The 22,286-nt window shown below is 34.1% G+C and carries 21 protein-coding genes; 9 read left to right on the plus strand and 12 right to left on the minus strand.

Annotated features, from left to right (window positions below; all coding sequences use genetic code 11):
* Nucleotides 1-69: 69 nt before the first annotated feature.
* From BLP68_RS07245 to ptsP, 8 genes are all read left to right on the plus strand, one after another.
* Complete coding sequence (locus BLP68_RS07245) at nucleotides 70-1,161, plus strand: glucosaminidase domain-containing protein (protein WP_091541808.1); 1,092 nt, start codon at nucleotides 70-72, stop codon at nucleotides 1,159-1,161.
* Between the two features lie 88 nt (nucleotides 1,162-1,249).
* Nucleotides 1,250-1,411 carry an HPr family phosphocarrier protein gene (locus BLP68_RS22250; protein WP_143003069.1) on the plus strand — a complete coding sequence of 54 codons (162 nt, stop codon included), beginning with the start codon at nucleotides 1,250-1,252 and terminating at the stop codon, nucleotides 1,409-1,411.
* The gene (locus BLP68_RS07250; protein WP_207647891.1) at nucleotides 1,411-3,291 is read left to right on the plus strand and encodes a sigma 54-interacting transcriptional regulator; all 1,881 of its coding nucleotides are present in this window, start codon (nucleotides 1,411-1,413) and stop codon (nucleotides 3,289-3,291) included. Before BLP68_RS22250 ends, BLP68_RS07250 begins: the two co-directional genes overlap by 1 nt.
* A gap of 380 nt (nucleotides 3,292-3,671) precedes the next feature.
* Nucleotides 3,672-4,667 carry a dihydroxyacetone kinase subunit DhaK gene (gene dhaK / locus BLP68_RS07255; RefSeq protein ID WP_091541812.1) on the plus strand — a complete coding sequence of 332 codons (996 nt, stop codon included), beginning with the start codon at nucleotides 3,672-3,674 and terminating at the stop codon, nucleotides 4,665-4,667.
* A gap of 55 nt (nucleotides 4,668-4,722) precedes the next feature.
* Nucleotides 4,723-5,358 carry a dihydroxyacetone kinase subunit DhaL gene (dhaL, locus tag BLP68_RS07260; protein WP_207647892.1) on the plus strand — a complete coding sequence of 212 codons (636 nt, stop codon included), beginning with the start codon at nucleotides 4,723-4,725 and terminating at the stop codon, nucleotides 5,356-5,358.
* A 4-nt stretch (nucleotides 5,359-5,362) separates the two neighbouring features.
* Complete coding sequence (dhaM, locus tag BLP68_RS07265) at nucleotides 5,363-5,758, plus strand: dihydroxyacetone kinase phosphoryl donor subunit DhaM (protein WP_091541817.1); 396 nt, start codon at nucleotides 5,363-5,365, stop codon at nucleotides 5,756-5,758.
* A 27-nt stretch (nucleotides 5,759-5,785) separates the two neighbouring features.
* A complete protein-coding gene (locus tag BLP68_RS07270) occupies nucleotides 5,786-6,046 on the plus strand; it encodes an HPr family phosphocarrier protein (RefSeq protein WP_091541819.1) in 261 nt (86 codons plus the stop codon).
* Between the two features lie 12 nt (nucleotides 6,047-6,058).
* The gene (gene ptsP / locus BLP68_RS07275; RefSeq protein ID WP_091541821.1) at nucleotides 6,059-7,792 is read left to right on the plus strand and encodes a phosphoenolpyruvate--protein phosphotransferase; all 1,734 of its coding nucleotides are present in this window, start codon (nucleotides 6,059-6,061) and stop codon (nucleotides 7,790-7,792) included.
* A gap of 38 nt (nucleotides 7,793-7,830) precedes the next feature.
* Here the strand turns inward: ptsP and BLP68_RS07280 are convergent, their stop codons facing one another.
* The 9 genes from BLP68_RS07280 to BLP68_RS07320 form a co-directional block, all read right to left on the minus strand.
* A complete protein-coding gene (locus BLP68_RS07280; protein ID WP_091541823.1) occupies nucleotides 7,831-8,751 on the minus strand; it encodes a helix-turn-helix transcriptional regulator in 921 nt (306 codons plus the stop codon).
* Nucleotides 8,752-8,807: 56 nt separating this feature from the next.
* Complete coding sequence (locus BLP68_RS07285; protein ID WP_091541826.1) at nucleotides 8,808-9,569, minus strand: exodeoxyribonuclease III; 762 nt, start codon at nucleotides 9,567-9,569, stop codon at nucleotides 8,808-8,810.
* A 118-nt stretch (nucleotides 9,570-9,687) separates the two neighbouring features.
* Nucleotides 9,688-10,071: a RidA family protein gene (locus BLP68_RS07290; RefSeq protein ID WP_176758908.1), complete on the minus strand. Its 384-nt coding sequence runs from the start codon at nucleotides 10,069-10,071 to the stop codon at nucleotides 9,688-9,690.
* A gap of 275 nt (nucleotides 10,072-10,346) precedes the next feature.
* A complete protein-coding gene (locus BLP68_RS07295; RefSeq protein WP_091541831.1) occupies nucleotides 10,347-11,201 on the minus strand; it encodes a DUF2785 domain-containing protein in 855 nt (284 codons plus the stop codon).
* A gap of 52 nt (nucleotides 11,202-11,253) precedes the next feature.
* Nucleotides 11,254-12,108, minus strand: a complete 855-nt coding sequence (locus BLP68_RS07300; protein ID WP_242876930.1) for a nitroreductase family protein — start codon at nucleotides 12,106-12,108, stop codon at nucleotides 11,254-11,256.
* A gap of 18 nt (nucleotides 12,109-12,126) precedes the next feature.
* Nucleotides 12,127-12,879 (minus strand): MBL fold metallo-hydrolase, encoded by a 753-nt coding sequence (locus BLP68_RS07305; protein ID WP_091541834.1) that lies wholly within the window; start codon nucleotides 12,877-12,879, stop codon nucleotides 12,127-12,129.
* A 92-nt stretch (nucleotides 12,880-12,971) separates the two neighbouring features.
* Nucleotides 12,972-13,877: an NAD(P)-dependent oxidoreductase gene (locus tag BLP68_RS07310; RefSeq protein WP_091541836.1), complete on the minus strand. Its 906-nt coding sequence runs from the start codon at nucleotides 13,875-13,877 to the stop codon at nucleotides 12,972-12,974.
* 186 nt (nucleotides 13,878-14,063) lie between these two features.
* Entirely contained in the window at nucleotides 14,064-14,939 is an 876-nt protein-coding gene (locus BLP68_RS07315) for a DMT family transporter (protein WP_091541839.1), read from the minus strand.
* Nucleotides 14,936-16,135, minus strand: a complete 1,200-nt coding sequence (locus BLP68_RS07320; protein WP_091541840.1) for an aminotransferase class III-fold pyridoxal phosphate-dependent enzyme — start codon at nucleotides 16,133-16,135, stop codon at nucleotides 14,936-14,938. The genes BLP68_RS07315 and BLP68_RS07320 overlap by 4 nt, the downstream gene beginning before the upstream one ends.
* A gap of 155 nt (nucleotides 16,136-16,290) precedes the next feature.
* Between BLP68_RS07320 and BLP68_RS07325 the strand changes: the two genes are divergently transcribed.
* The gene (locus BLP68_RS07325; protein ID WP_091541843.1) at nucleotides 16,291-17,652 is read left to right on the plus strand and encodes an aminotransferase-like domain-containing protein; all 1,362 of its coding nucleotides are present in this window, start codon (nucleotides 16,291-16,293) and stop codon (nucleotides 17,650-17,652) included.
* A 61-nt stretch (nucleotides 17,653-17,713) separates the two neighbouring features.
* Here BLP68_RS07325 and BLP68_RS07330 read toward each other — a convergent pair whose 3' ends face one another.
* The 3 genes from BLP68_RS07330 to BLP68_RS07340 form a co-directional block, all read right to left on the minus strand.
* Nucleotides 17,714-18,937 carry an MFS transporter gene (locus BLP68_RS07330; protein ID WP_143003070.1) on the minus strand — a complete coding sequence of 408 codons (1,224 nt, stop codon included), beginning with the start codon at nucleotides 18,935-18,937 and terminating at the stop codon, nucleotides 17,714-17,716.
* A gap of 23 nt (nucleotides 18,938-18,960) precedes the next feature.
* The gene (locus BLP68_RS07335) at nucleotides 18,961-19,410 is read right to left on the minus strand and encodes a GNAT family N-acetyltransferase (RefSeq protein ID WP_091541847.1); all 450 of its coding nucleotides are present in this window, start codon (nucleotides 19,408-19,410) and stop codon (nucleotides 18,961-18,963) included.
* A 244-nt stretch (nucleotides 19,411-19,654) separates the two neighbouring features.
* Nucleotides 19,655-22,279: an efflux RND transporter permease subunit gene (locus BLP68_RS07340; RefSeq protein WP_091541849.1), complete on the minus strand. Its 2,625-nt coding sequence runs from the start codon at nucleotides 22,277-22,279 to the stop codon at nucleotides 19,655-19,657.
* Nucleotides 22,280-22,286: the final 7 nt, after the last annotated feature.

Below are 22,286 nucleotides of genomic sequence, written 5' to 3' on the forward strand. Positions count from 1 at the left end.
ACTATTTTGATATATAATAAAGTCACAGATTAGAAATCAATTATAAACATATACTTAGGACGTGAGAAAGTGGAGGACTTTTCAAAGGAACTAAAGGCCTTAAAGATAATTTTAAAGGATGATATAATAAAGCTAAGGCAATATATTCATAAAAAATACCCTCATTATGATAACCATAAAAGGGCCCTTGTTTTGGGTAATGCCATACGGAGTATTGTTGATAAAAACCTTTCGGGGTTTCCACGCCAATATCGTTCATCTATACGGGAACGACTACTCTCCCAGTCACTTTTAACAGGCCAAGAGGGAATATTTTTATATGATGTTTTGCAGACTACACTATCAATGGATATTGAGGAGGATAGCTTTTTTGATGAAGTATCTACTTGGGTTAATTCCCATGTAACCACACCCATTGACAGTCACACAATAAAGGAGTATCATTTTAAGAAGCTTCAAGCACATACTTATGAAATTAATCCTTTATTCGATAGCAACACCTCTATCTTAATATCCAATACAGATGCTATCTACTGTAAGGAAATAGCTCCGTCTCCTGTTGCTGATGATTCCACCGCTATAGATCCTTCTAGCAAACATACGCTTAGATACGTACTTGCACTGTTTTTCTCTTTAATTATAATTGGTCAGCTGACTATTCCTATGCCTAAAGCAGATGAGCCTTCACCTTTAATTATTATAGAGGAGCCTATTACTTATGTATATTCTCATCTACCTGCCCACTTCTATTATAAAGAGATCGACACCACAAAGCTTAAACTGTATTTAAACACCCGCGACTCCTTGTTAGCTGAGGAACCTTATTTTTCTGCCATAATTGAAGTATCTAAGGAGTTTCAGCTTAATGCGCTCATATTATTCGCCATTGCAGGCCATGAACAGGGCTTCGTGCCAAAGAACCATCCCTCAGCAGAAAAAATTGCAAATAATCCATTTAATGTCTTCAATAGCTGGCAAAGTTATAATACAGATATCTACGATACCTCTGCTATAGCAGCCCGTACTATAATTAACTTATCCAAAGATCGGCCAGAAGAAATCGAGCCCTTTAAATGGATAAATAGAAGATATGCGGAGGATGAAAATTGGTGGATTGGAGTTACCTCCATATATAATCGATTAGAGCAGGAAGTGGAGTAAATAAACAATAAAATAAGCTTCAAAATCTGTGTAGATTTTATTTAAGCGGTACATATAGTACTATAGCAATAATAAGTGGGGGTTAAATATGAAATACTATAAAAATGTTATTGTTAATAATTACAAGGGAATACATACACGAGTTGCTGCCATTGTTGCCTATAAGGCAACCAAGATAAATAAAGCATACAGCGTGGACTTATTTATTCAAAAAAAAATACTGACAATAAAGTTCCCATTGCAAGCATGATGGCTCTAGCCTCTTTAACCATACGGTATCAAGACGAAGTCGTTGTAAGCTGTGAAGGTGGTGATGCTTGTAATTTTGCACTAGCTGAGATAGCTGCTTGTCTTGAGGGACAAATTGATATTGAAAAGGTAGACATCGATGAAATCGATCGTTTACTGGATAAAGCTACGATTACAGTTGATCAGTTAATTGAAAGCATATATGACGGTGTAATTGTTGTGAATGAAGATAATAGAATCATTCTATTCAATAGAGCTGCAGAAAAAATTATTGGAATTTCTCGTAATGAGGTTATCGGTTTAAAGGCTACGAAGGTTTTAGAAAATTCTAGACTTGGACAAGTACTTAAGACGGGTGAAAAAACAATAGGCGATAGACAAAATATAGGCAGCACTACTATAATTACTAATCGGTCTCCAATTATTATCGATGACAGAATTATTGGTGCAATTGCTACTTTTCAAGATATTACAGAAATTGAAGCATTATCAAGTAAACTGGATTCCACAATAAAAATAAAAGAAACCTTTGGTAATATCTTGGAATATGCCAGTGATGGAATATGTATGATAAATGAATTAGGTACCATTGTGTACCTGAATCCACAGTTTGAAAAAAGTTGGAATGTTACATTAAAGGACGCTTTAGGTGATAATATTAAGAGCACTCCTCTTAATATTAGCAGTATAATTAAGGCAGTTCAGTCTAAAAAGCCCCATATAGGGTTAATAGATCAAAGAGTTGATGGAGTTCAGATTTTAAGTAACACTACTCCAATCATGATAAATGGCGTTTTTAGAGGAGTTGTTATCTTTTCCAAGGAAGTAACAGAGCTACAGAAGCTATTGGAAAAATTAAATGATGCTGAGGCAAAAATTAAGTACTTTAGCGAGGAGCTTCAATGGAATCAGCGATTTCACGAGGCATTCGATATTATTATCGGAAAGAGCAAGGCTTTAAAGAATGTGTTAGATATCGCATATAAGGCATCTCAATCTAATGCTACAGTGTTAATCCATGGCGAAAGTGGTACTGGGAAAGGATTATTTGCTAAAGCCATATCTGATGCTAGCTTTAGAAAAAACAAACCCTTTATCAGATTAAATTGCACAACCATACCAGAAAATCTATTGGAAAGTGAACTCTTTGGCCATGTAAGGGGTGCTTTTACAGGCGCCATCAAGGATAAGCCTGGGAGGTTTGAATTAGCCAATGGTGGCACCATTTTCTTAGATGAAATTGGTGACATAAGCAAAGATATGCAGGTTAAGCTTTTAAGAGTGTTACAGGAAAGAGAGTTTGAGAGGGTTGGTGGAGATGAAACCCTAAAGATAGATGTTAGAATAATAGCAGCCACCAATAAAAACCTTGAAAAAATGGTAGAAGACGGAACCTTTAGGGAGGATTTATTTTATAGATTAAATGTAATACCTATAACCCTACCACCATTAAGGGAAAGACCCGAGGATATTCCTTTGCTGGTTAAGCATTTCGTTGAAAAAATATGTAAGAATGAGAAAAAGAAAGTTAAAAACATATCTAGTGATGTCTATTCAATCCTTCAGGCTTACCACTGGCCCGGTAACATAAGAGAATTAGAAAATATTATTGAACGGGCAATTGCCTTAAACGATGGAAATCTCTTGGATTCAAGCTGTTTACCTGATTATTTAGCTCTTCAGAAAAAGATTGAAAGCGAAGACCTTATTAATATAATAAATGATCAAATTGCACCACTTGAGGAATATGAAAAGGCTATTATAAAGGCTGCCTTGAAAAAATATAAATCATATAACAAGGCTGGAAAGGCACTAGGAATAACCCACAGAACTGTTTCTCTAAAGGCAAAAAAATATGGACTTAGCTTGCCACAGGGTTGATAAAATTTATCAGGTTATGATAAATTTTATCAACCTCTTTCACTATTCTTATAGTTATTAGATATATTTATATCATTGGTGAAGGTTATTCATCGAACTTTGGTAATATTTATCACAACAATTAACCCTTTTATTAATCTTATATATCTGCATAAACATAGTTAAGTAACCACTGAAAAACCTAGATAACTTAAATAAGCCAATTGCTCTTGGGGAAATTTTCAAACTTGTTATTTTATCTATTATTCATATTTGTCCTTCTTAGCTCATAATTTGGTATGAAGATTGCATCAACAATAAGTTAAAGGATATTTGTATTCTGCAACACAATTAATTTGTTGCTATTGCATCTATCAAAAAATAGTTGAGGAGGAAATGGTATGAAAAAAATTATCAATGACCCGAATCAAGTAGTAAATGAAATGTTGGAAGGTGTAGTTAAAGCTCATCCTGAGTACGTTAAAAGATTAGAAGGCTTCAATGTTCTAGTCAGAGCAAATAAACCTTCTTTTCCTAAGGTGGCTTTAGTCAGTGGTGGAGGAAGTGGACATGAGCCTTCCCATGGTGGGTTTGTAGGTGAGGGTATGCTTGATGGAGCTGTTGCAGGAGAAGTATTTACATCTCCCACTCCAGATCAAGTTTTTGAAGCAGTTAAAGCTGTTGATAATGGTGGAGGCGTTCTTTTAGTTGTTAAGAACTATACTGGCGATATACTAAACTTCGAGATGGCAAGTGAATTGGCTGCTGAAGAAGGAATTAAAGTAGAGAGTGTAGTGGTTAATGACGATGTAGCTGTTGAAAATAGCACATGGACAACCGGTAGAAGAGGTGTTGCCGGAACAGTGTTGGTTCATAAAATAGCAGGTGCTGCTGCTGAAAAGGGTAAATCCCTGGAAGAGGTTAAGGCCATAGCTGAAAAAGTGAATGCTAATGTTCGTTCTATGGGAATGAGCTTAACTCCTTGTACAGTACCTGCTGCAGGCAAGCCTGGCTTCCAATTGGCTGATGACGAGATGGAAGTTGGCTTAGGTATTCATGGCGAGCCAGGTACCCATAGGGCTAAAATAACCTCAGCAAAGGAAATTGTTAGTCATTTAATGGAAAAAATACTTAAGGATATTGATATCAATAGCGGAGAAGAAGTTGCAGTTTTAGTGAATGGCCTTGGCGGAACACCTCTTATGGAGCTTTACATTGTCAATAATGAAGTTGCCGAAATATTAAATGAAAAGGGCATAAAAATTTACAAAACTATAGTCGGAAACTATATGACATCTCTAGAAATGGCGGGCTTTTCTATATCAATACTTAAGCTAGATGAAGAACTAAAGGAATTGCTAGATAGCAAGGCAGATACTCCAGGCTTTAAACTTTAAAATTATAGGGATAGGTTCTCCTATCCCTAATCAAATCTGTTTAGGAGGGTATATAATGATAACCCAAGCTATGCTTATTGAAATATTGGAGAATATTTGTAAAACAATAGAAGAAAACATGAGTTACTTAACTGAATTGGATATTGCAATAGGAGACGGCGATCATGGCATTAATATGAATAAGGGCTTTACCGCAGTTTTAAACAAATTGCCCTCGTTACAGGATAAGGATTGTGGTGTTATCTTAAAAACAACCGCCATGACACTTATATCAACTGTTGGTGGCGCCTCCGGTCCACTTTATGGAACAGCATTTCTCAAGGCTTCTTCAGTAGTGAATGGCAAGATGGAAATTAATAATACTGACCTGTTGGAAATGTTTAATTCAGCTATTCAAGGCATAGTAAGTCGTGGCCATGCAAACAAAGGTGACAAAACAATGCTAGATGCTCTATACCCTGCCTATGATGCCCTTAAAGAAGCTATTGATAATAACAACACCCTAAAGGAAGCCCTTCAAGCTGCTACAGAAGCCGCATTGGGAGGCGTAGAATATACAAAGACCATTAAAGCCATAAGGGGAAGAGCCAGCTATCTTGGTGAAAGAAGCATAGGACATCAAGACCCTGGCGCAACCTCAAGCTATCTAATGCTAAACGCTGCTTATAATACTATAAATAAAAGGGGATAGTCACATGGTTGGAATTGTAATAGTATCACATAGTAGAAAAATTGCCCAAGGAGTAATTGAGCTTTGCAGTCAGATGATTCAAGATAATGTTCAAATAATTGCCGCTGGTGGAACAGCTGATGATAGTATTGGTACAGATACCAATTTAATAATGGAGTCAATCAAACAGGCAGATACGGGAGATGGTGTATTAGTACTTGTTGATTTAGGTAGTGCCATAATGAGTACAGAGTTAGCATTAGATTTTCTTGATGAAGATTTACGAAATCGTGTTTCAATAGCAGATGCTCCTTTGGTGGAGGGTAGTATTGCAGCAGTTGTTCAAGCTGGAATTGGCAGTAACTTGGCTGAGGTAAAAGCATCAGCTGAAGAAAGCAAACATATGGTGAAAATAACCTAATGATATGGACAGTAGGGAGGAGTCAGCATGATAAAAAGAGAGGTTGTCGTATATAACAAGGTTGGCATTCATGCAAGGCCAGCATCGCAGCTCGTTAAGCTTGCAACAAAATTTAAATCTGATATTCAAATAGAACATAAAGAAAGATTAATCAATGCAAAAAGCTTAATGATGCTATTGTCGGCAGGTATTAGATATGAAGATAAATTAATGGTTATCGCCGATGGCGATGATGCAAAAGAGGCTATTGATGAATTAGTACACTTTATAGAAACAAATGAAAATTAAGGAGCTGATATAATGAATACTGGTATTGGTGCATCATCTGGCATTGGAATTGGTAAAGCTTTATTGGTTTACGAACCGGAAATAGTCATTAATAATGATAAAATATATGGTCAAGAAGCTCAGGCCGAACTATTAAAAATCCAAGATGCTATATCAAAATCTATTAACCAATTGAAGGAAATAAAGAAAAAAAGCGAATTGAATAACAATCAAGAGGCTGCTGATATTATTGAGACCCATATCTCTCTATTAAATGATCCTGTCCTATTTGAAAGTATCGAAAGCAACGTAATTGAGAAAAATATGAACGGACCTTTAGCTGTTAATGAGGCTATAAACCAACAGGTGTTAATTTTTGATGCAATAGACGACCCTTATATAAAGGAACGGGCTAAGGACATACAAGATATAGGCAATAGAATAATTCATAACCTTCTTAATATAAATCCGCAGGAGATATTTCAATTGGAAGAAGCAGTAATATTGGTTGGCAAAGACATTACTCCAGCTCAAATGGCTTTAATAGATAAAACATATGTGCAGGGTATAGTTGCAGAAATAGGCGGAGAAACCTGTCACACTGCAATCCTGGCAAGGAATATGGAAATTCCAGCGGTTCTGGGAGTTAAAGGAATTTGCGATCTTATCCAAAAGGATGTCTTAATTGCTATAGATGGAACAAAGGGTACTGTTGAATATGATTTATCAGAGGAAACATTAATGGAATATAAAGAAAAAATACAGCAAGATGAACAGGCAAAAAAAGAGCTATCAATCTATAAGAATTGTGTAACTAGAACAAAAGATGGCAGACATGTAGAGTTGGGAGGCAATATTGGATTACCTCAAGATGTAAACTCAGTATTTGAATATGGAGCTGAAGGTATTGGTCTATTCAGAACAGAATTTTTGTTTATGGATACCCCCCACTTACCAAGCGAGGAAGTCCAATTTGATGCATATAGATCAGTTGTAGAAAAAATGGGAAGTAAACCTGTAATAATTAGAACTCTAGATATCGGTGGAGATAAAAATATACCATATTTAGATTTGCCAAAGGAGGAAAATCCTTTCTTAGGCTATAGAGCTATTCGTATTTGCTTCGATAGAATTGATATTTTTAAAAGTCAGTTAAGGGCAATACTTCGGGCAAGTGCCTATGGAAATGCTCGTATTATGTATCCCATGATTGCATCAGTTGAGGAGGTTATTCAAGCCAACGCTATTTTATCAGAGGTAAAATCCGATCTATTGGAAAATGATATTCCCTTCAATTCTAAAATCGAGGTTGGAGTTATGATTGAAATTCCTTCTGCTGCTATTACTGCTGATTTAATAATAAAGGAAGTAGATTTCTTTAGTATTGGTACCAATGATTTAACCCAGTATACTCTGGCGGCAGATAGAATGAATGATAAGGTTAGATATATATATAATAGCTTTCATCCATCCCTTTTGAGATTAATTAAAAATGTTATTGATACTTCCCACAGTCATGGTAAGTTTACAGGAATGTGTGGTGAGTTTGCCGGGAATCCCCTGGCAGCCATAATGCTTTTAGGCATGGGACTTGATGAATTTAGTATGAGCCCTTCATCAATACCTAAAATCAGACAAATTATTAACTCTGTTTCATATAGTGATGCACAGAAGATTTGTGATGAGGTAATGGAATTAAGCTCGCCAAATGAAATTGAGGCCCATCTAAAGGAACGTCTTTCAGAAATACTCAATTCTATAATATAAGCTTCAAATAAAGAAATACCAGGACTGACATCTACCTGTCAGTCCTGGTATTTCTTTAGTATATCCAACAAATAGTTTTTTAATTCTCCCCTTAAGTAGTCAGGCTCAATAACTTCACATTCCTTACCAAAGCTTAAAATATACTTTAGTAAACCCTCTTCATAGGGATATAATTCTTCTACAACATAATTATTCTCTTCATCCTGTGTTATGGATTTTTTGGGAAAATATTCGGAAAGTTGTAATCCTATTTTATTAGTAAACTTCATTACTACTTTAATACTCCTATTTTCATAGCCCTCTGTAAGTATTCTGTCTATAGTTTCGTTATCTATTTCTTTTTTATTAAAGCCTTCACCTAGCTTAATGTTCCTTATTCTAACCAGTTTGAAATTTCTCAAGTTGTTTCGAATTCTACAGAAGCCTGTTAGATACCATTCTCCATGGGAGTAGGTTATACGTATCGGTTCAACAGTTCTTTCTAAATACTCCATTTTTCTATTTACATAATCGAATATTAAGAGTCTGTTTTTTTCTATTGCTTTATTCATTAAGGATAGATATTCCTTAAGCTCCTCCTCCATACTAAAATGGGAAAGGTTTATGCTTAGCTTGTCATGCTTCAAATCTTCTTTGTTAAGGTGTTCAAATTTCATAACAATATCATTAAATTGCTGATTTCTACCAAATAGGATATTTATGCTATTCATCACCGTCATTAATGCTTGTACCTCTTCCTTATCAAAGAAAAGATTATCTAGGCTGTAATTTTCCATGATATAATAGCCTCCACCTTTTCCACCATATGAGGCTATAGGTATACCTGCTTCACATATTTTATCAATATCTCTATATATGGTCCTAAGAGAAACCTCAAAATGCTCTGCCAGATCCTTACCTGTAACAAGTCTTTTTTTTGCAATAATTAGTATAATTGAAAGCAATCTATCTACCCTCATTTTTTTGCTCCTTCATCTTTATTAGCTCAGTATTTATAGATTAAATATATAGTTAATCATTTTTCAAAGCAAATCTCCAAAACCACAGGACAATGGTCACTGCCCATAATATTATGATGTATTTGTGAATCCTTCAACCTATTGGTAAGTTTATCAGATACTACGAAATAATCAATTCTCCAGCCAGTATTTCTTTCCCTTGCTTTGCCAATATATGACCACCAAGTATAGGCTCCCTCCTGATCTGGATAAAAGAACCTATAGGAATCAACAAAGCCTTCATTGAGTAATTCTGTAATTTTGGCCCGTTCTTCATCAGTAAAGCCGGCACTTAACTTATTGGTTTTAGGATTTTTCAAATCTATTTCCTTATGGGCTACATTTAAGTCTCCACATAATATAACAGGCTTTTTAGAATCTAGTTCCTTAAGATATATTCTAAAGGCATCCTCCCATGTCATTCTGTAATCTAACCTTGCCAACCCTCTTTGAGAATTGGGTGTATATACGTTAACTAAGTAAAAGTCTTCAAATTCCAGGGTTATTACTCGTCCCTCCTGATCATGCTCTTCAATATTCAAACCATAATTAACAGATATAGGCTTAAGCTTTGAAAATATGGCTGTACCAGAATAGCCTTTTTTAACTGCATAGTTCCAATATTGATAGTATCCCTCTAAATCGATTTCTATCTGCCCCTCCTGTAGCTTTGTTTCTTGAAGGCAGAATATATCTGCGTCTGAATCCTTAAAATAATCCTTAAATCCTTTTCCTACACAAGCCCTTAGGCCATTAACATTCCACGATATGAGTTTCATCCGATTGCCTCCGTTACAGTAGTTTCACTGTTATTCTATAGTTATAATATAAGCCTTTGATCTTTTCAAAATAGCAGATTACTTAATAAACATCAAGTATTCACACTTCAATTTTTCCTTAAACTGCCTTTCGTGCTATCATTTCAATTTCCACCTGTGCATTTAAGGGAAGTGATGCTACACCAATGGTTGTTCGTGCCGGATACGGGGTTGAAAATTGACCCTCATATACTTCATTCATGGCCTTGAAGTTATCCATATTGGTAAGAAACACATTTACCTTTATAACATCTTGTGGTTGTAGTCCAGCAGCCTCCAGCACATTAAAGAGATTAATAAAGCATTGTTTAGTCTGAGCTGAAATATCCCCTTCGACCAATTTTCCGGTATTTGAATCTATGGGTGTTTGTCCTGAAAAATATACCGTTTCACCGGCCTCAACGGCATGGGAATATGGCCCAACAGCTACTGCTCCTTTGGCATTAATTGCTATTCTCGTCATAATAAAAGCTCCCTTCAGATTTTAATATATTTATCTCATATACCCTATGATAAAGCTTTAAATCCTAGACCCCCGAATTTTAACATACCCTTATCTCCTTTTGCCCCATATACAGGTTAGGCAATTGCATATATTAAATTCTACTATTTTTACATATATCCTTTCAAAAGCCTAATTGAAAAAATCTATGACACAAAACGAGTCAGAAATTAATCTGACTCATTAGCAAAATTTAATATTTATTCACAAATAGTATTTATATCTTCCATTGTAGGTTATTTACTGTATTCGTTAAACCTGCTATTAATACCATGAAGAACCGCCTCTATTTCACTAGTAAATGCACTCTGAGGATATTTAAATTTAACCCTAAAAAATAGGCTGCGAAGAAGGTTTTTAATATTTTCTTTGAAATAATGTGCCTCCGGATAATTACTAGGTATTTCAATATTCGCGAAGCTTCTTATCCATCCAATAACTTCAGAATCCTCAAGTTCTTTTCTTTCTATAACCTTTACAATAGCCGTTACTAGCCTTTCAGCCTCTTCATTAATATAAACATAGTTACTTATACTAACCTTTTCCTTAATTACCTCTAAAATTCCCATAAGCTGTTGCTTACTTAAATAGCTACAAACAGCCAATTCTCTAAGAGCATCCCCTGAATGCGCTATAGCATGGGCCCAGCCTTTTATGTTCACATGGCCTCGTAGATCCTTTTCATGTCTTATATAGTTAATAATTTTGTCATAAACACTGTCCATTTCCTCATGGCTAAGGAGATTTGCACCTAAACTGTTATGATAGTCAATTATCACTTGAAGCACAAGAATGGTGAAGGCCCTATTAAATACAGAATCATCCTCTTCTTCTCCTAGTTTATAAAACAAGTGTTTATCACTTAGGGATATATCTAACAGTCCCTTCAGCTCTTTCCCAGATAATTTTTCATCTCCAATCAAATGATAGAACCCGGTAAGTATTAAATCGTCCCTAAGCTCAGAGTCTGTTGACCCAATATTGCTCATCATGTCTAGTGCAAGCTCATATAAATTTATATCCTGTGGGAAAGTCCATTCATTACTGCTTATCTTCAAAAGCTGTTCCTTTAGTTGGTTCGTATTTTTCATTTATCTATTCCCCCCTAATTAAGAAATCCGTTTCTGTGTAACCTCCTTTTTATTATTTTATCCAGCTTATAATATATGTAATATTTGAAGCTAGTTTATCATTCTGTTGTATAAAACCCCATCTTCCCTTTTCTCCAAATTCCTTCATAGTTAACTCAAAATGACACATTGCTATGCCCATATCTATTCTTTGTATATTAAAGCCCAAGGCTTTACTATATCCTTTAGTGGAATCTAAATAGAAGTGGCAGCCATCCTCATTTATAAGAATTCTCCATGGTTGTTTATTGGATGCAGAAGGTGCCAATCTAATCATTTCAAGGGCTAAATAATACTGTCCAGCAGCTTCTTTTCTGAGTGGGCTATTGAAGCTTTTTTCAAAAAATAAGTCGGACCATTCTTTCCTATTATTGGAGCCAGCTGCTAATCGCATAAATGAATCAAGGATCCTTTTTCTCGAGGATGGATATCCTACGGGAGTTACAACAGGCAGTATTTCATTTTCTTTGAGGCCTATAATGTCTTCAAATCCGTTTCTTTTGAAGGTTCCACCAAGCCAACAGGTTCCCAGCTCTAAGGAAGTAGCATAAAGTATTAATTTCTCTAATGTATAGCCTACCTGCTCTAAATTATATTCTTTGTCTTCTGCTGCTGCCGCAAGGTATGCATTAGCTCCGCTAATAACTCCATAGGTCCCCACCTTATTTCCTGATTTTTCAATAGCTTCTAAATCATCAATTAATTCAAAGCGAACCTTTACATCAAAGGGTCCTTCAACCTCTTTACCATAGCTAATTAAGCTTTCTACCACTTTCTGCGGCAGTTTTTTTGCCTCATATGTTCTGACCGACCTTCGTTCTTTAATTATTTCCATTATTGACTTATCAAAAATTTGATTATTATTCACTTATATCCTCCCTTTTTACTATTCATACACAAAACGATGCCATTCTTTATGTAAAAATTCACGACTACAGTCCTTAACTGCTTCTTCATATGTAATTTTTCCGTTGTTGCTTAGTATAGCATTTAAGTACTTTTCTGTATTTATAATGATCTCTTCAATTTTTTCTTTGTCGGTTATGGTTGCTCCATGGGCTGGTATAAACGTATGTTCAGTATAATTCTTTAATTTTTTTATAGACTCCAATTGTGCTTTTACTCCTTCTTTTCCAGCAACACAGGGTAATAGTGGCTGGCCTTCGTTTGAAAACATTAGTTCATCACTTATATGCAAGTATTTATTGTTTATACTTACTAGAATACCACATATTGAATGACCAGGAAAAGGAATCATTTCAATATTATGATTACCAAACTTAATCACATATGGCTCTTTAACAGAGACGTCTGGGGTAAAGTATTTATGCTCTTCCTGGCTGGTCCACATTTCTAAAGTAGTTTTATACTCACTACTGCCATAGATTGTAGCTTTCGGCAACACCTTTAAACCATTCATATGATCGCTATGAAAATGACTTATTATTATACCTTCAATTACCTGATTTCTAGAGTTTAAATCCTCCAGTACTTCTAATGCTTGAAATTCATACCCAGTATCGATAAGCATAACCTTATTTTTATTTAGCAATACTACTATTTTGTTAGCAAAGTGCTTACCCTCTTCTGGATCAAATATATATTCTATTATTTCTTCTGTTAACTCATGTCTAATCATTTTTACTTCTCCTCCTAATATTATTGGATTCCATTTCCTATTAATTATATAATTTAAAGACTGACATCAGTATGTCAGTCTTTAAATTATATCTATAAGTAATTTTCGTTTAAGTATTTCTCTATATTCCTAAGCACCTTGAAGGATAGCCTCCCCTTTGCCTGCCTAGTCCAACCTGCTACCTTATCTGTGTAAATTACATTTTCATGGGTTTTTAGATCTTTATAATATTTTCCCATAGCAACTCTGTCAAATATAGCATAATTATCTTTACTACCTATCCATTCTGTGAAGGCCTCTACATCGAAGGTTGGTTCAAGTGAAGTATTTATCAAAATCTTACCATTTCCAAACAGCTTAAACCTTTCTGCATTTAATAATTGTGTATTTCTAGGTAAATGAGTAGATAAAATATCAACCTTATGTAATAACTCGTCCAAATCTAAATATTTCACGTCATCCTTTTCCAGATCAGTTTTTCTAGTTCTATTATAATAATAAACCTCCATACCAAAAGCCTTTGCTGCCTTGGCCAGCATAATTCCTAAAGTCCCCAACCCTATTATGCCAAGTTTTTGATCAGTTAGTTCTAACGTTTCGTCCTTCCATTGGTGTTTACCAAAGCCATGTAATAGCTTAACTAACTCAGAAATTATATACTCTATAACACCCTCGTCGCCATAATCCTTTACCCCTAATACAGTAATATCATGTTCTCTAGCTGCATTTATATCTACATTGGCACTTTTTTCATCATAAAGACTACAGCACATTCCAATATATCTTATAGTTGAACAAGCTTCTATTACTACCCTATTAATTGGTGTATTCCAAGAAACCAATACACAATCTGCATCATCTATTCTCGAAATTATTTCTTTATCATTATCAGGAAAGTCATTATAAAAAACAACCTCATCAGCCAACTGTTTTAGTCCCATTTTCACTTCATCTATTAATCCTGTATCATCTATAGCCACTATCTTTCTGAATTTCATTTGTTTAGCCTCCCATCAAGTGATTGGATTTTAATGCCATATTAATTTCTGTTTATAATATTTGATATACCACAATATTATATCAAAAACAAGCTTTCTAGTATACTAAGCGGATCCAAAATTTAATGCAGCTATCGTTATAATCATACTAACCTTCAATATTATACTGGAAGTATATCTTAAAATTTATTGGAGATTTTGTGATGGCTTATACTCTTGTTTTAAATTCACCTTTGTGATTTTTTGTTGATATATGCTTCTTGTTATTATGCTTAGTATTACAATTGATCCACCTAGAATTGCATATTTGCCTGGTGCTTCTCCAGCAAATACAAATACCCATATAGGATTCAGCAATGGCTCAATAATAGGTATTAATATGGCATCAACTGCCGATACGTGCCTAACTGCATTGACATATAATATATAGGAAATACCCAGTTGAAAAACTCCTAGAATAAGGATGGCTATTATACTAGTATTTGAGGGTGGAGCTGATAGCAAGATGAAGGGTAATCCAATAAAAAAGGTTATAATATTCCCCAATAGGGTTATTTCTATAGGTGAGTCCTCCTTTTTTATCTTGAGGAAAATAATCATTGCCGCCATAGCCATTCCACTTAAAACCGCCAATGTATTTCCAAGAATATTGCCGCTCTTTAAGCCCCCTATAAAAAACAATGTCATACCAAGAATTACTGCAATAATCGTTAACCAATCGGCTACATATGTTTTTTCCTTTAAAAACGCCTTTGCAAATAATATAACCCATATTGGCGCAGTGAATTGAAGTAATATTGCATTAGCTGAGGTTGTTAGCTTATTAGCTGCTATAAACAGTATTACTAGTAACCCATAGGATATTGCACCTAAAAGCTTTATCCTATCAATTGACCTTATTGGCCTTTTCAAATAAATAAGCATAATTATAGCTGCGATTCCACTCCGTGCACCAGCAATTGCTAAAGGATTCCATTCCACCAATTTAATCAGTAATCCTCCAGTACTCCATAAAACAGCGGTAATAACTAAATAAATAAGTGCTTTTTTTCTATCATTCATCTCAATATACCTTTATTCTTCTCAATTTTTTCTATTACATCCTCTAGCATATTACACATACTTGTTATTTCCTTCTGGGAAATTGTTAAGGCAGGTGAAAATCTAATTATGTTCCATTTAGGGACTGTTCCAATAAAGTAACCCTGATTAAGCATATTATCGGCTATTTTCTCCGCAGCATCACTATTAAACTCCATTGCAACTAATAGACCCCGGCCTCTAACTTCCTTTACTATGGTGCTAAAGCTTTGAATTTCTCTTAATTGACTTATAATGCTACAACCAACATCCTTTGATCGTTGTATTATATTATCTTCTGTCATAATATTCAAAACCTCAATTGCAACAGCACAGCCAAGAGGATCATTTTGATGAGACTGCACATACGTGAAATTCATTTCCTCTACCTTCTTTGCAGTTTCTAAATTCATTACAATACCACTAATAGGATAGCCGTTACCCAGTGACTTCCCTAATGCAACAATATCTGGTTTAATGTTATAATGATTATACCCAAACCACTCTCCAGTTCTTCCCAAACCAGTAGTAACTTCATTTGCAACAATTATACCTCCATATTTTTTTACCTCATTTACCAACATATTTACTAGCTTTTGGGGTGGAAAAAGAACCCTCCCCCCTAAGGCTGACTCCAGTACGAAGGTTGAAATATCACTAAAATCAATATTTTTCAGAATATCACATTTGGTTGTACAATGGTGGCTGCAGCAGCTATTGCACTGTAAAAAATCTACCTCTATCCACATTTTGTTGTCTCTTGGCCCACCAGCATTAGAAAAAGCAGATAAATATGAGGATGAAAATGTTAATAGCTTATTTCTCCTTGAAACAAGCTTTGCTAGTCTTATACTTAGTTCTACCGCCTCGCTTCCTGAGCTTAAAAAAACAGCCTTACCATCATCAAATTCTATTTTTTTTAGCAAAGAAACTGCCAGTACTTCTGCAATGTCACAGGTTAGCTTGTAATGTACATTCATAAGCTTACTGGCTTGATCTATTAAAATATTAGTTATCCTTTTATTGCTATGCCCTAGTGCTGTACACCACATACCTGCTTCAAAATCGATTAATCTTTTACCTTCTTTACAAAATAAATCCGTATTATTTCCTCGTATAATATCTGTTTTTTTAATGGAATGACATTTTAATATATGCTCTAAAGTTAATTCTTTCATTTTATTACCATCTCCACCTTTGACAATTACTATTTTTTCATTATACTTTAATTATATATACAAAAACATAAGGTACAATATTAAATAATAGCATCTGTACCGGTACAAAACATCTGTGTTTATATATTATAAGATTTCTGGAGGTGTGATAATAGATGATAAAGAAATATGAATTAATAGTAGAGGATATTGAAAAGCTAATCCACCTAAATGTTATAAAGCAGGGTGAAAGATTACCTTCCATTAGATCACTGGCAATTAAATATAGTTGTAATAAATCTACTGTAATAAGAGCCTATAAAGAGCTTGAAGCCAAACATAAGGTGTACGTAATTCCAAAGGGAGGCTTTTATGTAGTTGAAAAAAATAGTTCGATTTCATCTGAAATCCCCATCATAGATTTTTCACAAGCCATGCCAGACCCTAAACTTTTGCCCTACAAAGAATTTAATCATTGTATCAATAAAGCTATAGAAATATATAAAAGTAGTTTATTTTCATATAGTGACTCACAAGGCTTGGAGTCATTAAGAAAAATACTTGTGAAGGATTTTAGTCAACATCAAATTTTTACTTCTGCTGAAAAAATATATATTACCTCAGGAGCCCAGCAAGCCTTAACCATATTATCAAAAATGCCATTTCCTAACGGCAAAAAAAATATTTTGGTTGAACAACCTACCTACAGTCTAATACATGGGATAGTAGAATTAAATGGATCAAATTTGGTTGGAATATCAAGAAATTTAAAGGGTATCGACTTAGACGAATTAGAGTCAATTTTTATGAAGGGTGATATCAAGTTTTTCTATACCATTCCCCGCTTTCATAACCCTTTAGGAACAAGCTATTCAGAGGGGATGAAGAAAAAGATTGTAGATCTGGCAGAAAAATATGATGTTTACATCGTAGAAGATGATTATTTAGCTGATATTGAGACCAATAAAAAAGTATTGCCTCTTTACTATTATGATTTATCAGAAAAAGTAATTTATGTGAAGAGTTTTTCAAAGGCCTTTATGCCTGGTATAAGGGTTGGGGCTGTTGTCCTTCATTCAAAATTGATGAGTGAATTTTTCAAACATAAAAGAAGCATGGATTTAAATACATCTGTACTGTCACAAGGGGCTTTAGAAATCTTTATCAATAGTGGAATGTATGCAAAGCATATTAAAAAAACCCAATCTAAATACAAGGGTAAGATGGAGTATTTACGAAGAGCATTGAAGGATGTAAATAAAAATGGGGTGGAAATTTACACACCTGAAATGGGCTTCTATGCTTGGGTAAAATTTACTGAGGTATTCAATGTTAAAGCTCTAATAGAGACATTAAAGAGGAAAAATGTTTACTTGGCACCATCTGAAGAGTTTTATATTAGAGACAATGTAAAGGAAAATGGCTTTAGAGTTTGTATTTCAAAGCTTTCAGATGAACAGATTAGAAGTGGAATTGAAATCATATTTAATGAAATACAGAATATGAGAAAAATTACATGGAGAAGCTCTAAAAACTAAAAGGTTAAGTGGGAAAATCACACAATGCACCTACAAAAATACAGATGTATTTTGTTGTAATTTAACTTTGAAGATGGGTTATCTTGGCTTTTGGGTAATAATACATGTGATATCGAAGACTTAATAAGAATGCAAAAAAGCACAATACGCCTTGAAATATTAGCATGTTTTTTATTCCTATTACATCTGCCAGCCACCCAGATAAGGTGGTTGAAAATATTCCACTTAGTCCCATATATACTGCCATTGCTATCATCTGAGACATGGTTTTCAGCTTTGCAGGACTTATCTCATCAATCAAGTATTTAGAGATAAAAACAATAATTGAGAAGGTAACTATCTGAAAGCTGCCTAATGCAATAATTAATGAAATATTACTACTGAATGCCACAAGTATCATTCTAAAGGTTAAGGCGAATGATGAGAAAATCAATAGCTGACTTAGCTTATATCTTACCCTTAGTAGTTTTGCTAGAAAAAGTATCGGAATTTCACTGAAGGCGGCAACGAACAGATATAAGCCCACCTGAAACTTTGTCCCCCCATAGTTATTAATAATTATTTGAGAAAACATACCCACAGCCTGTAGGGCTGAAAATAATAAAAAGAATATAACCAGTAGTTGAATATACTGCTTATTAAAAAATAATTCCTTAATTTCTCTAGAGGTTATTGGCTCTAAAGGATTAACTCCATTGCTTTTACCCTTGGCATCCTGCATGTTTAAAAGGGTAAAGAATAGAACAACAGTACAAATAATATATATTATATATAAACTATGCCAACCTGTTTTATCAATTACTTTACCTACAAAGACCGCTGCTATACCCCAGCCTGCCGAACCCAGTGCTCTTATAGATCCAAAATTTTCTTTGATTTCACTACTGCTTTCTAAGACCCAGCTATCTCCAAGGGCCATAACAGATGACTGAAAAAATCCAATTATTGAAATTAAAATAATAATATATGTAATATTTTGGGATTGAAAGAAAAGAGCTACGCTACAACATAGTAAAATCATATATACAATGAAAATCTTTTTGATTGTATTTTTTATATCACATAAGTAGCCAGTGATAAACTGTCCTATTACCCCTGCAAAAATCATTAAGGATATAATAACTCCTATTTTTGTATTACTAATCTCTAAGCTATTAAGATACGGGACGGCAAAGGCCCAAAAAGTAGCTATAGTAAAATAAAAAATAAAATACATCTTTTGAAATTGTTTTAGGCTTGCACCCATATATACACCATCTTTCCTAAAGTAACAAATAGATTCCAAATGATTTTCATGCTCCGCCTAAGTTAATGGGATTGAAGATAGAGCATTTCAAGATGGGGTATTCCATCCTCTAAGTATACATCAGATATTACTTGAAAGCCTAAGCTCTCATAAAAGGCAAGTAAATATTCCTGAGCCGAGATTCTGATATTAGATTCTCCAAAATTAGATTCTATATATCTAATCGCCTTATGCATAAGCTCATTCACGATGCCTTTACCACGATAATCTTCTATTACAAGTACTCTTCCTATTGAGATCTCATCATAAGTAACTCCCTGAGGTAATACTCTTAAATAGGCAATTATACAATTATTATCCTTAAGAAAAAAATGTATTGCTTCTTGGTCCTTATCATCACATTCAAGGTAAGGGCAATTTTGTTCAACAACAAATACCTCCACTCTTCTTTTTAATATTTCATATATCTCTTCATTGGTTAATTCATTAAATTTCTTTATATACCATTCCATTGAAGGCACCTCTTTAGCTCTATAATTTAACTATAATTTAGTATTTATATCTACACCGCAAAGTTTCATTTTTAGTAATATTATATTTTCTATATTTTTCTTAATTTCCCTTTATTTCATAGCTAAATTATAGTCTATTTTAACTATAACTGTCGATAGGATTTTAAAAGCAGCAAAATGAGTCAGATATCCTGACTCATTAGCCAATATAATTTTTGAAGTATATAACCCTTCACTTCAGCTATTATTGGTTTGAAGGCTGCACTATTTTTCTTATGTCCTTACGATAGAGTACTAAGTATAATGCTGGTAGTAATGTTAATGTTAGCACCAAGCACAGTGACATTCCTACTATTGTTAACAGACCAAAGCTGGATAGACCTGGATGATTGGTAAAATAGAGACTTCCAAAGCCTATAAGGGTAGTAATAGTGGTCATCATTATAGCTTTACCGGTATGTGTTAATATATATGGAATATCTTTATCCTGTGAGGTTTTTATTCTGTGAAGCAAATGAACTCCACTATCAACACCAATTCCGATAAGCACAGGAAATGCTATAACACTAAATATATTTAAATCTGTTTTAAATATCGGCACAATACCTAAGGTCATAAATATAGTTAATAGTAATGGAATTAATATAATAAACGCATCTTTAATGCTCCTAAACATGATAAGCAAAATTATAAATAATGATGTAATACAAAATAAGCTAATTTTAAGAATATCCTTCTTTACATATATAGTTACTTCATTCATTATTGCAGGCATTCCAACGGGATTTCTTCCCGAAGCATCTTTTATAGCACTTGCAATAGTATTATAGTTTTCGCTTTCCCAAATGTTTTTGTTTGGAATAGCTTCAACACTTAACTTACCATCCTTCCCAACAAAATTAGATTTTAAGCTATCAGGCAATTGCTCTATTGTTAGTTTCTCTGCCCCCAGTTGTAGCTCTCCAATAGCCTCATTATCCATAAATGACAGCTCTTTCATAATACTCCTTAATGTCATTAAAGATGTATCCCCTTCAATGGAATCTATAATCTCCTCTATCCTCCTATAGCCCTCCGAATCAGTAGCTATACCATTTCTGTTGGCAGCATCCTTTATGTTTTGAAAGCCTCCTATTATCTCCATAGGTGTTGATGGATACTCGTTATCCTTCCTGTGGTTGAGGCCCTCATTTAATTGATTAATAACATTTATTTTATAATCCTGCTCCTGAGGCATATATTCCAGTATCGAATCTAGCCTTTTTATACCATCTTCATTACTGAACTTTGCAATTACCAACATCAATTCTTCTATGCTGTCAACCATAAAAATTAGTGATGTAGGATTATAGTCAAATTCCTCTTCTACAACCTCTAACCAGGTTAAGCTCTCCATATCCTGAGGATATATTTTTGACATGTCTGTCTTAATTTCAGTATTTAATACATTCCCTAAAAGTGATAATGCTACAATACCCACTATAATTACAAGTACTAATGGTCTTTTTTCAACAGTTTTACCAATGGGCATAAGGAATGTATATCCCGACTCCTTTATGGGTTTATGGGTACTCTTTTTAATATCCATAAGTAGTATAATTGTAGGCATAAGGAAAATCATTGTTATGCATAAAATAAATATACCCATTCCCGAAATTACTCCCATTTGAGTAAATGCCTTAAACTCTGCTATAAGAAACGTTAGAAAGGCTATTGCTGTTGTTGTAGCTCCAACCAGCATACCAGAGCTTGTTTCTTTTATAGTAATCGTTACTGCATCCCTAACAGTCCTTCCTGCTCCTCTTTCTTCTAAATATCTAGAAATTATGTGTACTGCAAAATCTATTCCTAATCCAAGAAGCAGTACAGCAAAGCTAATGGAGAACATATTTAAATTTTTATATGCTAAATATGCAAAGGCTGTGGCTAATAATGCCCCCAATAGCAGAGGAAATCCTGCTGCCAAAGGAAGTATTAATCGCCTAAAGGACAGTACAATAAATAATATAATTAGAATAAATGTAATGAAGGCAGTAGAGAAGAATCCATTAAACATTGTATTATCAGCCTCATTATCTTGAACAAATGCTCCTCCAGTAATTCCCACCTCCACATTATAATTTCCTGCATCCTTAGTATGGGAAATAAAGCCTTCTAAGCGATTAAAGAATATAACTCTATCCTTCATAAAGTTTTCCATAGCTATGTTAGGCTTAATTACCATTAGATAGGTATTCATGCTATCATTGACTATATATTTACTATCTTCTTGAATTTCTAAAAGTTCACCAAATATCAGGGCAGAAAACAATTCTTTTTCTTCATGTTCACTTAGGTCATAATTGGAGCTAAGCAATTTTGCATATAAATTAAATAGCTTTTCCTTGCTTTCTTCATCTGCATTATCAAGTCTCTCAGTAAAAAGATTAGAGAAAGAAGCAAAATCTTTATTCCTAAGGAAATTAGATAGACTACTATTATAGTCATTCAAATCGGATTCTAAATTTCTATAATATTTACTGTCAATATATAAATGAAAGTATTCATCCAGTGTATCCATTTCCACCTTATACAGCACATTACTTACAGTTTTCTCAAGCATTAGCCTTTCCCCTAATTCCTCAATATAGGCTTCTGCTTGATTTGAATCCCCCCTTACAACCACCAGCACATTATCCTGAGAATCAAAGGCTTCTTCATACTCCATACTGGCTTTAAGACTTTCGCTGTTGGCTGGTAGCATTCCCTCCATATTTGAATCCATCCCAATTTTCGATGCAATTAGTAATGCTATAACAAAGCAGGTAATGCTGAAAACAAATATATGCTTATATCTTTTTATTATGAAGCTTGATAGTATTGTGAACATTTATACG

Source organism: Alkaliphilus peptidifermentans DSM 18978 (assembly GCF_900101495.1).
Lineage (GTDB): Bacteria > Bacillota > Clostridia > Peptostreptococcales > Natronincolaceae > Alkaliphilus_C > Alkaliphilus_C peptidifermentans.

Bases quoted from the DNA above. Each gene is read 5' to 3' on its own strand.
- BLP68_RS07290 (WP_176758908.1), bottom strand. From the start codon at position 10,071: ATGACGAGAATAGCAATTAATGCCAAAGGAGCAGTAGCTGTTGGGCCA.
- dhaM (WP_091541817.1), top strand. From the start codon at position 5,363: ATGGTTGGAATTGTAATAGTATCACATAGTAGAAAAATTGCCCAAGGA.
- ptsP (WP_091541821.1), top strand. From the start codon at position 6,059: ATGAATACTGGTATTGGTGCATCATCTGGCATTGGAATTGGTAAAGCT.
- BLP68_RS07310 (WP_091541836.1), bottom strand. From the start codon at position 13,877: ATGAAATTCAGAAAGATAGTGGCTATAGATGATACAGGATTAATAGAT.
- BLP68_RS07320 (WP_091541840.1), bottom strand. From the start codon at position 16,135: ATGAAAGAATTAACTTTAGAGCATATATTAAAATGTCATTCCATTAAA.
- BLP68_RS07340 (WP_091541849.1), bottom strand. From the start codon at position 22,279: ATGTTCACAATACTATCAAGCTTCATAATAAAAAGATATAAGCATATA.
- BLP68_RS07285 (WP_091541826.1), bottom strand. From the start codon at position 9,569: ATGAAACTCATATCGTGGAATGTTAATGGCCTAAGGGCTTGTGTAGGA.
- BLP68_RS07295 (WP_091541831.1), bottom strand. From the start codon at position 11,201: ATGAAAAATACGAACCAACTAAAGGAACAGCTTTTGAAGATAAGCAGT.
- BLP68_RS07270 (WP_091541819.1), top strand. From the start codon at position 5,786: ATGATAAAAAGAGAGGTTGTCGTATATAACAAGGTTGGCATTCATGCA.
- dhaL (WP_207647892.1), top strand. From the start codon at position 4,723: ATGATAACCCAAGCTATGCTTATTGAAATATTGGAGAATATTTGTAAA.
- dhaK (WP_091541812.1), top strand. From the start codon at position 3,672: ATGAAAAAAATTATCAATGACCCGAATCAAGTAGTAAATGAAATGTTG.
- BLP68_RS07315 (WP_091541839.1), bottom strand. From the start codon at position 14,939: ATGAATGATAGAAAAAAAGCACTTATTTATTTAGTTATTACCGCTGTT.
- BLP68_RS07305 (WP_091541834.1), bottom strand. From the start codon at position 12,879: ATGATTAGACATGAGTTAACAGAAGAAATAATAGAATATATATTTGAT.
- BLP68_RS07250 (WP_207647891.1), top strand. From the start codon at position 1,411: ATGGCTCTAGCCTCTTTAACCATACGGTATCAAGACGAAGTCGTTGTA.
- BLP68_RS22250 (WP_143003069.1), top strand. From the start codon at position 1,250: ATGAAATACTATAAAAATGTTATTGTTAATAATTACAAGGGAATACAT.
- BLP68_RS07335 (WP_091541847.1), bottom strand. From the start codon at position 19,410: ATGGAATGGTATATAAAGAAATTTAATGAATTAACCAATGAAGAGATA.
- BLP68_RS07280 (WP_091541823.1), bottom strand. From the start codon at position 8,751: ATGAGGGTAGATAGATTGCTTTCAATTATACTAATTATTGCAAAAAAA.
- BLP68_RS07325 (WP_091541843.1), top strand. From the start codon at position 16,291: ATGATAAAGAAATATGAATTAATAGTAGAGGATATTGAAAAGCTAATC.